This window comes from Agrobacterium sp. DKPNP3 (genome assembly GCF_052686535.1).
This window is the reverse complement of the sequence record NZ_JBQYSN010000054.1, coordinates 20,171-33,538: the sequence shown is the minus strand read 5'-3', so window position 1 is coordinate 33,538 and position 13,368 is coordinate 20,171. Positions and strand designations below refer to the sequence as shown.

Genomic DNA, 13,368 nt, shown 5'->3' with positions numbered 1-13,368 from the left:
TCGGGAAGCTCGACGGGCGAGCGCGATTTCTCGCCGGAATTCTGTACCTCGCTCCTGTCGAACCGTATTCATGCGCGCTGCGTCAACCTGCTGGCGCCCGCTTTTCTGACAACGCGGGAACTCAAGGCCCAGCTGCTTGCCGAGCCTATCCTCAAGAAGCAAATGGAACTGGTGCACTCCACCAACCATGTGCTTTTCGGTGTCGGCGATATCGGGCCGAAGAGCACGGTGCGTCTTTCTGGCATCGCCAGCAAGGAAGAGATGGAAGATTATGTGGCTCGCGGCGCGGTTGCTGTCATTATCGGCCGTTTTATCGACGCGGGTGGGCGCCCGCTCGGCGGCGATCATGACGAGCGCATGGTCGGTATCACGCTTGATGAGTTGCGCCGAGTGCGCAATCGCATCTGTCTGGCGGGAGGATCGCTTAAAATCGCAGCAATCAAGGCGACGCTGAACGCCGGTTACGCCACACATTTCGTGACGGACGTGGCAACGGCCGAAGTCCTCTTGTCCGACTGAAGCAGCAACAGGGGCCCGGGTAGCGTGGGAGACGCCGGTCGGGGGCAAAGGCCACAACACTACGAATTCACCGGGGCGAGAAAGCGGCACCGGGCGACGGGATGGGAGGAGTGTTTATGCAGGACAGGGAACATTATGTCGTCGGCATCGATTCATCGACCCAGTCGGTCAAGGCGATCGCCTGGACCATGGACGGCACACCGCGCGCAGAGGGTCGCGCGCCGCATGTCATCAAAACCCCTCACCCCTTGAAAGCGGAGCAAAACGCTGACGATTGGTGGACGGCCGCCACAGACGCACTGAAGTCCTTGACGCGGCAGGTCGCCGCCGAAAGGATCGATGGTATCGCCATTTCCAACCAGCGTGAAACCATGGTCTTGCTTGATGCAGAAGGCAGGGCGCTCGCGCCGGCAACCCTCTGGCTGGATCGCCGCGCCGCCGAAATGGTTCCCTTGCTGGCGAGGGAACTTGGGGGCGAGCGCATACACGCCATTTCGGGAAAGCCGGTGGATGTCATTCCCTGCGTTTATCGTCTGCGTCATCTGCGGGAGACTGATCCCGCCCTGCTCGACAAAGCCGCACAGATACTCAGCGTCCATGATTTCCTCGTACGGAAATTGACGGGGAACGCAGCCGCAAGCTGGACGAGCGGCGATCCCTTTGGAATTTTCGATATAGAGAAGAAAGTCTGGTCTCACGAAATTCTCGACCATCTCGGTATCCCGCCGACAAAACTGCCGCACGCCCATCGACCGGGTTCTTTCATCGGTAGCGTGACAGCAGATGCCGCATCTGCGACAGGGTTGCGGATCGGCACACCCGTCTATGCGGCGGGCGGTGATGGCCATTGCGCGGCTCTGGGCGTCGGTGCCATCAGTTCCGGCATCGCCTATCTCAATCTCGGAACCGCCGTCGTGGGCGGTCTTTGGTCACCAACGGCTGAACTAAGTCGATACTGGCGAACGCTCACCTCGCCGAGCGGGGAAGGTTATCTTCTGGAGAACTGCCAGCGCGGAGGCGCTTATTTCATCAATTGGTTGCTCGAAACTTTTGCAGGCAGCCGCAGCAGCGCGGAAATTTTCGGAAAGCTGGAGGCGGAGGCGCGCGGTTTGCCGATAGGCTCGGGCGGGGTCACGGTGTCAACCTATCTCCTCGGCTGCATGGACCCTCATTGGGATATGACCGCCCGCGCTGCTTTCGTCGGCATGGGCCCCGAAACGGGCATGTCTCATCTCTATCGCGCCTCGATAGAGGCGATCACGCTGGAGTTTGTACGCTCGCTCGAACAGATGCGCACGGTGGGTATTGAAGCGGATCGTATATTCGTCATCGGTGGCGGGGCCGAAAGCTCGCTTTGGCGCCAGATAGTAGCGGACGCGAGCGGTCTGCCCGTTATCCGCAGCCTCTCCAACCAAGCGTCCGCCCTTGGCGCCGGAATCAGCGCAGCCGTCGGTCATGGCTGGTACGAGAATTTTGCTGCAGCAGCCCGTGCCATGACTCGTCTTGCCGAACAGGTTGATCCTGATTTGCATACACGCGACGATTGGCGCGCCCTTTCAGCACGTCAAGGCGGCCTCTATCCCGCCTTACATGGCGTCATCTAGAGCATTTCCAGTGAAATCCGGATCGGATTTCACGTCCGGGCAATGCGTTAAACCAAGTGCATTTCAGGTGACGTCGCTTTGATAGGAAAATGCTGCAGTTCCTTACGTCAATGCCAATATAATAAAATTGTAATTTTTCTCAATATAAATTAGTGTTTTCTGCATTTAATATTGGAATATTCAAGATTAAAACCAACTGGACAAATGGTGTATTTTAGTATCTTTATGGCGTTGTTTTGAGGGGCGAGGGAGTAAATTCTCGAAATTAGGCGTGAAGCTGCCGATACTATTGCCGCATGTAACTCTCGCGATCCGGTAGAGGTACTTTTTTCTTGAAGACTATAGCTCCGACCATGGAGAGAATTGATGCTCTTGAGGTGCCCCAAGCCTGAGGGGTCAGTGCAGATCAAGCCATCAAATTGTTCTGCAGTGAAGTCGGCGACTTCTCGCCAATCGAAGGCAGTCCTTAACGGCGCGCGTTTCTCGTTACATCCAAACAAAATCTGAGGCGTGCTCAAAGGGAGAAGGGCAAAATAAAATCATTTCAACAACTGAAAAAATGAAGAGGGAGAATGAAATGAAGGTGTTGATTACCAATATACTGCTCGCCACGACGATGTTTTCCGCAGCCGCGAGCGCGAACGCGGCCGAGGTCACCTTGACGATCGAAAGCTGGCGAAACGACGACTTGAAGATCTGGCAGGAAAAGATCATCCCGGCTTTCGAAGCCAAGAATCCAGGAATCAAGGTCGTCTTCGCGCCGACCGCGCCGACGGAGTACAACGCTTCGCTGAACGCCAAGCTTGACGCCGGTTCCGCCGGAGATTTTATCACCTGCCGTCCATTCGACGCTTCGCTCGAACTCTTCAACAAGAAACAGCTGACGGACCTGACCAGCCTGTCGGGCATGGAAAACTTCACGTCGGTCGCCAAGGCGGCCTGGTCGACCGACGACGGCAAATCCACCTTCTGCGTGCCGATGGCGTCGGTCATCCACGGCTTCATGTACAACAAGGATGCCTTCGACAAGCTCGGGATCGCCGTTCCTAAGACCGAAGACCAATTCTTCGCCGCCCTCGACAAGATCAAGGCCGACGGCACTTACATACCGCTCGCCATGGGCACGAAGGACCTCTGGGAAGCCGCAACCATGGGCTACCAGAATATCGGACCGAACTATTGGAAGGGTGAGGAAGGCCGTGCCGCTCTGATCTCCGGCAAGCAAAAGCTCACCGACGCCGCCTGGGTCAAGCCGTATGAAAAGCTGGCCAAGTGGAAGCCCTATCTCGGTGACGGTTTTGAAGCCCAGACCTACTCAGACAGCCAAAACCTCTTCACGCTCGGCCGCGCCGCCATCTATCCGGCCGGCTCCTGGGAAATCGCGCTGTTCAACAGCCAGGCCCAGTTCAAGATGGGCGCCTTCCCGCCGCCGGTTGCCAAGGCTGGCGACCAGGGCTACATCTCCGACCATCCGGATATCGCTATCGGCCTGAACGCCAAGAGTGCATCTCGGGAAGAAGCCAAAAAATTTCTCACCTGGGTCGCCTCGCCTGAGTTCGCGGATATCTATGCGAACTCCCTGCCGGGCTTTTTCAGCCTGAATTCAAGCCCGGTCAAGATGAGCGATCCGCTCGCCCAGGAATTTGTTTCCTGGCGCGGCCCGTACAAGTCGACCGTCCGTTCGACCTATCAGATCCTGTCGCGCGGCACGCCGAATCTCGAAAACGCGACCTGGGTGGAATCGGCCAATGTCATCAACGGCACCGATACCCCCCAGGTTGCCGCCGAGAAGCTCCAAAAGGGCCTCGACAGCTGGTATAAGCCTGCGAAGTGACCAACGTCCGGTGTGACATGTAACCCCTCTGCGCGAGGGGCGATTGGCATCGTTTACGGGAACATGTGGACAGCGCCACCGCCGATGTGGCGCGGTCTGCATCCCGTACACAATATAACATTGAGGCGTTGATGATGAACGATACCCGGGTCATATCGAAATCCCCCGCGATCAGGCGCCCCGTCAGATGGCACATCGTCATTTTTCTGTTGCCGGCCTTCCTGGTGTACACGGCGATCATGATTCTGCCGTTGATCGAAACGCTTCGGCTTTCGTTCTACAATACGGTTGACGGCGCACCGGCCTTCGTTGGTCTGAAGAATTACGCCACGCTTTTTGGGGAAAGCCGCTGGGCGCACGACTTTTGGAATGCATTGCGCAACAATCTCGTGTTCTTTGCTGTTCATATGGGGATCCAGAACCCTGTCGGCATCGCGCTGGCGGCGCTCCTGTCCACACCTCGCTTGCGTTTCGCGGCCTTCTATCGCACCGCGATTTTTCTTCCGACACTGCTTTCGTTCGTCATCGTCGGTTTTATCTGGAAGCTCATCCTCTCCCCGATCTGGGGCGTTGCGCCCTGGCTGATGAGCTTGATCGGGCTGAAATCGTTCTTCGCCCCGTGGCTCGGACAATCCGGCCCGGCGTTGCTTGCGGTGTCTTTGATCTCGAACTGGCAATATGTAGGCATCCCGATGATGGTGATCTATGCAGCACTTCTGAGTATCCCCGATGAAGTTATCGAGGCCGCCGAAATGGACGGCATTACGGGTTGGAGTCAATTCTGGAAGATCAAGCTTCCGCTTATCCTGCCGGCGATCGGGATCGTGTCGATTCTCACCTTCGTGGGCAACTTTAACGCCTTCGACCTCATTTATACCGTCCAGGGCGCGCTTGCAGGACCTGACATGTCCACCGATATCCTGGGAACGCTTCTCTATCGCACCTTCTTCGGCTTTCAGTTGCAGCTTGGCGATCGCTCAATGGGGGCGACCATCGCGACGGTCATGTTCCTGATCATTCTCGCCGGAGTGTCCTTCTATCTTTTTGCCATCCAGCGCCGCATGCGCCGCTACAAATTCTGAAGGGCCAACGATGTCCGGCAAGGCCCGCACTTACCCTATCCGCGCCCTCCTGGTTCATCTGGCGCTCATGGCATACACGTTGATCGCGATCTTCCCGGTTTTTCTGACAATCATCAATTCTTTTAAGGACCGCAATGCGATCTTCCGCACGCCGATGCAGGTGCCGACATCGTCAACCTTCAGCCTGGTCGGTTACCAGACGGTCCTGGGACAGGGCGATTTCGCGCTCTATTTCCAGAACAGCTTCATCGTTGCCATCGTGTCGATCTTCCTAGTCCTGCTGTTTGGCGCCATGGCGGCCTTCGCGCTTTCGGAGTACCGCTTCCGCGGCAACACGCTCGTTGGTCTTTATATGGCAATCGGCATCATGATTCCGATCAGGCTCGGGACCGTGGCGATCCTGCAGGACATGGCTGCGGCGGGATTGGTAAATTCCCTGACGGCGCTTGTTCTCGTCTATACAGCGCAAGGCATTCCGCTCGCGATCTTCATTCTGTCGGAATTCATGCACAACGTTTCCGACGACTTGAAGAATGCCGGGCGCATCGATGGCCTGTCGGAATACGCGATCTTCTTTCGACTGGTGCTGCCGCTGGTACGGCCTGCCCTGGCGACGGTTGCCGTGTTCACGATGATCCCAATATGGAATGATCTCTGGTTCCCGCTGATCCTCGCGCCCTCCGAGGCAACAAAGACGATCACACTCGGCTCGCAGATCTTTATCGGCCAGTTCGTGACGAACTGGAACGCGGTGCTCGCAGCACTGTCGCTGGCGATCATGCCGATCCTTATTCTTTATGTCATTTTCTCGCGACAGTTGATCCGCGGCATCACGGCAGGAGCAGTCAAATGAGCATTGTCGAAAAACCGATCCGCGTTCTTGTGGTGGGTCTCGGCAACATGGGCCGAAGTCATGCGCTCGCCTATCACAACAATCCGGGCTACGAGATCGTCGGTCTCGTCAACCGTTCCAAGCCGAGCAAGATCGCCCCCGAGCTGGAGCAGTACACGATCCATGCCAATTTCATGACGGCGCTCGCCGAGTTGAAGCCGGATCTTTGTTCGATCAACACGTATTCCGACAGTCACGCCGATTACGCTGTTGCTGCTTTCGAGGCGGGCTGCCATGTTTTTGTCGAAAAGCCGCTGGCAACGACCGTTGCCGATGCGCAGCGCGTCGTCACGGCGGCGTCGAAAGCCGGCAAGAAGCTGGTGATCGGCTATATCCTGCGCCATCATCCGTCCTGGATCACGCTGATCGGGGAAGCACGCAAGCTGGGGGGGCCCTATGTCTTCCGCATGAATCTCAACCAGCAGTCCAGCGGCGCGACCTGGGAAACGCACAAGTCGTTGATGAACACGACGCCGCCGATCGTCGATTGTGGCGTCCATTATGTCGACGTCATGTGCCAGATCACCGATGCGAAGCCGGTCGAGGTTCGGGGAATGGGCCTGCGCCTTTCGAACGAGATCGCCGCGGACATGTATAATTACGGCCACCTGCAGGTGATTTTCGAAGACGGCTCGGTCGGTTGGTACGAAGCCAGCTGGGGACCGATGATTTCGGAAACGGCGTTCTTCGTGAAGGATGTGATGTCGCCGAACGGCGCGGTGTCGATCGTCATGGATCCGAACGCCAAGTCCGACGATATCGATACGCATACCAGGACGTCGGTCATCCGCCTGCACAGCGCGGCGACCGGCCTCGACGGGAAGTTCATTAAAGCTGATCAGGACATGACGATGGCCGGCGAGCCGGGTCATCAGGAGCTGTGCGACCGCGAACAGGCCTACGTACTGGAGGCCATTCGCCAGGACATGGATCTCAGCCGCCACATAGACGATGCAATTCAGTCCCTGAGGATATGCCTTGCCGCCGATAAAAGCATAAGGTTTGGCAAACCGGTCCGGCTCTAGAGCGTTTTGAGGCAAGCGTGACGCGGCTTTCTTTAAAATCATTGCAAAACAAACAATTAGATAGATTCAGCGATTCAAGGAGTAACCAAAGCGATCTGAAATATTTCCGGTAAAAGCAGCGTGAAAATAACGAGTGAGAGCGTTCCGGGAAAAGTGGAAACGCTGTTGATTGAGCTCCTAAAGGAATAAGCGAGTGGGTTCGTTACATTTAAGCTCCATCCGTAAGGCATATGGGAACCTTGAGGTGTTGAAGGGTATCGACCTCGACGTCAAGGATGGCGAATTCGTTATCTTTGTCGGGCCATCTGGTTGCGGCAAGTCGACATTGTTGCGATCGATTGCCGGTCTTGAGGATCTAACCTCCGGCTCGATCAAGATCGACGGCAAGGAGGTCGCAGGCGTTCCGCCGGCCAAGCGTGGGATTGCCATGGTTTTTCAATCCTACGCCCTATACCCGCATCTGACGGTCAAGGAAAACATGGCTCTTGGACTGCGGCAAGCGGGGACTGACAAGTCAGAAATTGAAAAACGCGTTGCTGACGCGTCGGCGATGTTGTCACTTGGTTCCTATCTTGCCCGTCGTCCCTCAGAATTGTCCGGGGGCCAACGTCAGCGCGTTGCCATTGGCCGCGCCATCGTACGAGAGCCTAAACTCTTCCTGTTTGACGAACCGCTCTCGAACCTGGATGCGGCACTACGCGTCCAGACGCGGCTTGAGATTGCCGCATTGCACCGTCGCCTCAAGGCGACCATGATCTACGTTACGCATGATCAGGTTGAGGCGATGACCTTGGCTGACAAGATTGTCGTGCTCAATGCCGGACAGATCGAGCAGGTCGGTTCACCCATGGAACTGTACAACAGGCCCGCCAACATCTTCGTTGCCGGCTTCATCGGATCGCCGCGGATGAATTTCATCAAGGCCGGAAAGGCGGCCGGTATTGTCGTCAGCGAGAAAGTCGCGACGATTGGAATCCGGCCCGAACATATCGAATTGTCGCACGACAAAGGAGATTGGCGCGGAAAAGTTGTTCATGTTGAACATCTTGGTGCCGACACCGTAGTGTATGTCGACAGTGAAACCGTGGGACTTTTAACGGTTCGATTGTTCGCAGACCACCGCTACGAGCCGGACGACGTCGTTTTCGCGACGCCAAGCCACGATCGCGCGCATCACTTCGACGCGGATGATCGCGTCCTTTTAAAAGTTTAATCGGCTTGAGATGCGATCAAGCAGGCGAAGGGCCCGTCGCCAACTCTATTGGTTATTGGCATTGGTGCAGGGATCGTTCAACTGGTTATCGTACATGCGAGGCCATCCCGATAATCGGTCCCCACCCGCCGTTCAAACACGATGCTTTCCGTTGCCGTTGTATCAGGAAGTTAAAGTTCAAGGTGACGAATTGGCTTCGTCGGTGCGGAAGTTTGACGCTCTGCATAACACCGCAGGTCACGTCGTCCTGGCAAGCGCCGTAGCGGAGCACGGGTGGCGGCGAACGACCTTTGCTTCGAGAGTCTGGCTTTGGTTTCGGCGCGATCGCCTTTTCACGGTATCTAGCGGACGTCAGGCAGAGATTCCAGTTATCCTCGCTGTGCAGATTTCTTGAAACCCCTCTCCGGGAATTAAAGCAACACGGCAGGAGCTTTGGTTCAGACGGGAAAACGATGGCGCGGGGTAAAGAGGATCTCGGTCGGTCATGGCCGAGCATCCCACATTCAAATCCCACGCTTCGTGAGACTTAATATGCTGTTGGTGTACAGGTAGAACTGAGCCGGTTTTGGAGCCAGCGCCTCCAGCTTAGTCAATGAAAAACGGATTCACTTTGCGGGCGTCAATCGCAGGTGGCTCATTTTGTCCAGAGTTTGAGTCCGAGTGGTTCACTCCACTATTGACACGCTGTCCGGGCTGTGACAATTTTTTCATACGTTGATAAAATTATCATGCAGGCAAAACTATGATGGCAGGAATTGGTGGCACTTTGCGTGAGGACGAGGCGAGCATGGCAACGCGGGCGGCATGGCTGCATTATGCGGGCGGCCTTACCCAGGCTGAGGTTGCCAAGCGTCTTGGTCTCACCTCACTGAAAGCCCACCGCCTTATTATGAAAGCAAACCAGGACGGCCTGGTGAAGGTTTATATCGACGGTGAAGTTTCGGAATGCGTGGCCCTCGAGCAGGCCCTTTGCGAACGTTTCGGCCTCAATTATTGTGAAGTCGTGCCGGAATTCGACGACGCCGATCTACCGTTGCGTGCACTCGGCATCGCCGGCGCACAATTCCTCAAGCGGGAAATCGAACGCGGCGAAGATATGCTCATTGGCGTTGGCCATGGTCGCACGCTTAGCGCCTGTGTCGAATATCTACCGCGCATGACTGCGGGCCGGACGCGCTTCGTCTCACTGCTTGGTGGTCTGACGCGAAAATTCTCTGCCAACCCGCATGATGTGATCCATAGGCTGGCGGACCGCGTTGCGGGAGAAGCCTATGTCATGCCGGTGCCTTTCTTCGCCAATACGGTCGAAGATCGTGATGTGTTGTTCAATCAACGTGGCGTATCTGACGTATTCCAGCTCGCCAAAAGCGCCGATCTGCTGTTCGTCGGTATCGGCACCACCGAGCGCGAAGCCTCGCTCGTGTTCACTGGCATGATCGAAACCAGCGAGATCGATGACATCCGCAACAGCGGTGCCGTTGGCGAACTGCTCGGCCATTTCTTCGACGATCGAGGGCAGCCTATCGAAACGGCGCTCTCTAACCGGACCTTTACCCTCGGCCGAGATGAGCTGCGCGATCGCCGGACAGTTGCCGTCGCTGCCGGCAAAGGCAAAACCAAAGCCATTTTTTCCGTGCTGGAAAGCCGTTTTCTCAGCGGCCTGATCACGGATGAGCGCACAGCCAGGGCTCTGGTGAGTGTCGATCAAAAGAAATAATTCGTGACTGCTGAGCATGGAGGGCAGGGCATATCACGATTTTGAGGAGGACTGACCGGTCAGATATCCGGTGCTTAAGACAGCTTTTTGATACCCGTGTAGAGGAGGAGAACACAATGTATGAGAAGGAAAAAGACCTCATCGGCGCGTTCCTGCGTAGACAGGTGGATCGCCGCGCCCTGTTGAGGGGGCTGGGGGCATTGGGCATGACCGCCGGTTCTGCTGGCACTCTTTTCAACATGATGTCGACAGAGGCGCTCGCTGCGGATTTCGACTGGAAGGTGCATTCCGGCAAATCTCTGAAACTGCTGCTCAACAAACACCCTTACGCCGATGCAATGATCGCCAACCTTCAGGCATTCAAAGACCTGACAGGCATGAATGTGACCTATGACGTTTTCCCGGAAGATGTCTATTTCGACAAGGTGACGGCAGCGCTGTCGTCCGGCTCTTCGGAATACGATGCCTTCATGACCGGCGCCTATATGACATGGACCTACGGCCCTGCCGGCTGGATCACCGACCTTAAGGAGTGGATCAACGATCCCGCCAAGACAAACCCGAAATACGCATGGGACGACTTCCTGCCCGGCGTGAAGAACTCATGTGCGTGGAACGGCAAACCCGGTGGCGCACTCGGCTCGGACGACGCCAAGCAATGGTGCATTCCGTGGGGCTTCGAACAGAACAATCTCACCTACAACAAAAAGATGTTCGATAAAGCCGGCGTAACCGTTCCGAAACATCTCGATGAGCTCTTGGAGACGTCTGCGAAGCTTAAAAAGGATATTGGCGGCATCTACGGCATCGGCGTCCGCGGTTCGCGCTCGTGGGCGACGATCCACCCTGGCTTTCTCTCGGGTTACGTCAACTTTGGCCAGAAGGACCTCAACGTCTCCAGCGACGGCAAACTTTCCGCGGCGATGAATACCAAGGAATCCAAGGCCTTTCATGCGAAATGGGTGCAGATGATCCAGGAGAGCGGTCCGAAGGACTGGTCGACATATACCTGGTATCAGGTGGGCACCGATCTCGGTGCTGGCGCCTCGGCAATGATCTATGACGCAGACATCCTCGGCTATTTCATGAATGGCGGCGATAACAAGATGAAGGGAGAACTGGCCTATGCCGGTTTTGCCGCCAATCCCGACGCGCAGAGCCCGACGCCGAACATATGGATCTGGTCGCTGGCCATGTCCAACTTTGCCAAGGACAAGGATGCCGCATGGTACTTCCTGCAGTGGGCCTCGGGACTTGAGCATGCCATTTTTGGCGCGACCAAGATGGACTTCGTCAACCCCGTCCGCCAGTCGGTCTGGAAAGACCCAGCCTTCACGGAGAGGCTCAACAAGAGCTATCCGGGTTATGTGGACATGTTCAACGTCTCGGCTCCGGGCGCATCGATCAAGTTCACGGCACAGCCTCTCTTCTTTGACGTTACCACCGAATGGGCGGCCACCCTCCAGAAGATGGTGGCCAAGGAAGTCCCGGTGGATGAAGGGCTCGACCGGCTGGTTGAAAGCATTAACGGCCAGCTGAAGGAAGCCGGTCTCGGTTGATGTCTCCGGCTGGCGGGTGCAGGGCAAAATGCCGCGTACCCGTCCGTCCGTCCGTCTGTCAGGCGTGCTGAACGGTCGCGCGCATCCCCTTTATCATTTCATTCACCCAGATATCCGGAAGGAGCTGGACCATGGCTTCTGTGGCAACGGCGCGCAAGGCGTCAAGCGGTTTCAGGATCAGCAAGAGGGCTCTTCCCTATGTACTCAGCCTCCCGGCGCTGCTGGTCTGCATCGGCATTCTGATCCCATTTTTTACAGCGTTCATCAACTCCCTTCAGCGTTATCGCCTGAGCCAGCCATGGGCGCGGCAACTCAACTGGGGTGAAAACTATCTGAATTTCTTCACCGATCAGAGCTTCTGGGACACGCTACGGGTGTCGCTTACTTACGCCGGCCTGACGGTGGTGTTCGAGTTGCTGCTCGGTCTCGGCATAGCATTGCTTTTGCAGAAGCGGTCGACCTTCAATAACTTTGTCTCGATCATGCTTTTGATGCCGTTGATGATCGCTCCGGCGCTGGCCGCGCTGATGTGGAAGCTGATGACCAATCCGGGCTTCGGTATTCTCAGCTACCTCGCAGGGCTCATCGGACTCGAAAATTTCCGCTGGGCCTCGTCCCCCGACACCGCATTACTCACGGTGGTACTGGTCGATATTTGGGTCTACACGCCTTTCATCATGATCCTGCTGCTGGCAGGCCTGCGCTCGCTGCCGACCCAGCCCTTCGAGGCTGCTGCCCTGGACGGCGTGCCGCATACATTCGTGTTTTTCCGCATCACCCTGCCAATGTTGACGCCTTACATCCTGACGGCGACGCTGTTTCGCCTGCTCGACTCCATACAGCAGTTCGACATCATCTATGCGATGACCCAGGGCGGGCCGGGCGATACGCTGACCGTGTTCCAGGTCGAGGCTTATCTCAACTTTTTCCAGTCCACCAATGTCGGCCGCTCTGCAGCGCTTCTGATTATTCTGTGGGCGATCACCTACGTTCTCTCCAATGTCTTTATCAAGAACTGGCTACGCCTGCGCGAGCGGGCACGTGGCGAAGCCTGAGGAGGAAACCATGGAAAACACATCCACGCTCGCAAAAGTTTTACGCGGTATCGCGCTGACGCTCATCATCCTCTTCTTCATGTTCCCGATCTTCTGGATCTTCATGATGTCGTTCCAGACGAACGAAACGATCCTGCAAATCCCACCATCGCTCGCCTTCACACCCACGCTGTCAAACTACAACGCACTGATTACCGGAAAGCTGACGTCAGCTGCCGGGACGCTCGACATTGCTTTCATGGGTAATCTTGGCAACTCGGTTTTTCTCTCGGCGGCATCCGTTGCCGTATCGCTAATGCTCGGCGTTCCGGCGGCATATGCCTTCGCTCGGCACAAGTTTCGCGGTTCGGAGGACATTGCCTTCACGCTGCTCTCCTTCCGTTTTGCACCTCCGCTCCTGGTACTCCTGCCTCTCACTCAGTATTTTCAATGGCTCGGGCTTTCCGATACCTATATTGGCCTTATCTGGGTCTACCAGCTGATCTGCCTGCCGCTTATACTTTGGATCGTACGGGGATATTTCGAAGATATTTCGGCCGATGTCGAATATGCCTACCGCATTGCCGGCAATTCCTGGTTCGCCACTTTCCGCAAGATCGCGCTGCCGCTCGCCGGGCCAGGTATCGCCGCTGCCGGTCTGCTTGCTTTCATCTTTGCCTGGAACAATTTCATCTTCGCGCTGGTGCTGGCATCTGCGTCCAAACAACCGGTGACGGTCGGGGCGCTTGCCTTCGTCACCTCTTCCGGGATCCAGTATGGCCAGATTGCCGCCGCCATCGTTCTGTCGATCGCGCCGACGCTGGCGCTAGCACTCTATGCCCAGCGTTACCTTGTTGAAGGTCTGTCGCTGGGCGCGGTGAAGGGGTAA

11 protein-coding genes are annotated in these 13,368 nt (G+C 56.4%); all 11 read left to right on the top strand.

Translation table 11 applies throughout. From position 1 onward, the window contains the following. A partial coding sequence (locus ACUTJJ_RS15540) for a sugar-binding domain-containing protein (RefSeq protein ID WP_445542724.1) occupies positions 1 to 519 on the top strand: 519 nt, incomplete at its 5' end. Positions 520 to 635: 116 nt separating this feature from the next. Then, positions 636 to 2,123 (top strand): xylulokinase, encoded by a 1,488-nt coding sequence (locus ACUTJJ_RS15535; protein WP_445542723.1) that lies wholly within the window; start codon positions 636 to 638, stop codon positions 2,121 to 2,123. A 577-nt stretch (positions 2,124 to 2,700) separates the two neighbouring features. Further along, positions 2,701 to 3,957: an ABC transporter substrate-binding protein gene (locus ACUTJJ_RS15530; protein WP_445542722.1), complete on the top strand. Its 1,257-nt coding sequence runs from the start codon at positions 2,701 to 2,703 to the stop codon at positions 3,955 to 3,957. Between the two features lie 134 nt (positions 3,958 to 4,091). After that, a complete protein-coding gene (locus tag ACUTJJ_RS15525) occupies positions 4,092 to 5,039 on the top strand; it encodes a carbohydrate ABC transporter permease (RefSeq protein ID WP_209089678.1) in 948 nt (315 codons plus the stop codon). Positions 5,040 to 5,049: 10 nt separating this feature from the next. Next, a complete protein-coding gene (locus ACUTJJ_RS15520) occupies positions 5,050 to 5,892 on the top strand; it encodes a carbohydrate ABC transporter permease (protein WP_445542721.1) in 843 nt (280 codons plus the stop codon). Beyond that, positions 5,889 to 6,956: a Gfo/Idh/MocA family protein gene (locus ACUTJJ_RS15515; RefSeq protein WP_445542720.1), complete on the top strand. Its 1,068-nt coding sequence runs from the start codon at positions 5,889 to 5,891 to the stop codon at positions 6,954 to 6,956. Before ACUTJJ_RS15520 ends, ACUTJJ_RS15515 begins: the two co-directional genes overlap by 4 nt. A 193-nt stretch (positions 6,957 to 7,149) precedes the next feature. After that, positions 7,150 to 8,169 carry an ABC transporter ATP-binding protein gene (locus ACUTJJ_RS15510; protein ID WP_445542719.1) on the top strand — a complete coding sequence of 340 codons (1,020 nt, stop codon included), beginning with the start codon at positions 7,150 to 7,152 and terminating at the stop codon, positions 8,167 to 8,169. 745 nt (positions 8,170 to 8,914) lie between these two features. Continuing rightward, the gene (locus tag ACUTJJ_RS15505; RefSeq protein WP_209089680.1) at positions 8,915 to 9,886 is read left to right on the top strand and encodes a sugar-binding transcriptional regulator; all 972 of its coding nucleotides are present in this window, start codon (positions 8,915 to 8,917) and stop codon (positions 9,884 to 9,886) included. Between the two features lie 116 nt (positions 9,887 to 10,002). Beyond that, positions 10,003 to 11,445 carry an extracellular solute-binding protein gene (locus ACUTJJ_RS15500; protein ID WP_445542718.1) on the top strand — a complete coding sequence of 481 codons (1,443 nt, stop codon included), beginning with the start codon at positions 10,003 to 10,005 and terminating at the stop codon, positions 11,443 to 11,445. Positions 11,446 to 11,576: 131 nt separating this feature from the next. Continuing rightward, positions 11,577 to 12,500, top strand: a complete 924-nt coding sequence (locus tag ACUTJJ_RS15495; RefSeq protein WP_209087082.1) for a carbohydrate ABC transporter permease — start codon at positions 11,577 to 11,579, stop codon at positions 12,498 to 12,500. 10 nt (positions 12,501 to 12,510) lie between these two features. Beyond that, positions 12,511 to 13,368 carry a carbohydrate ABC transporter permease gene (locus ACUTJJ_RS15490; RefSeq protein WP_063948159.1) on the top strand — a complete coding sequence of 286 codons (858 nt, stop codon included), beginning with the start codon at positions 12,511 to 12,513 and terminating at the stop codon, positions 13,366 to 13,368.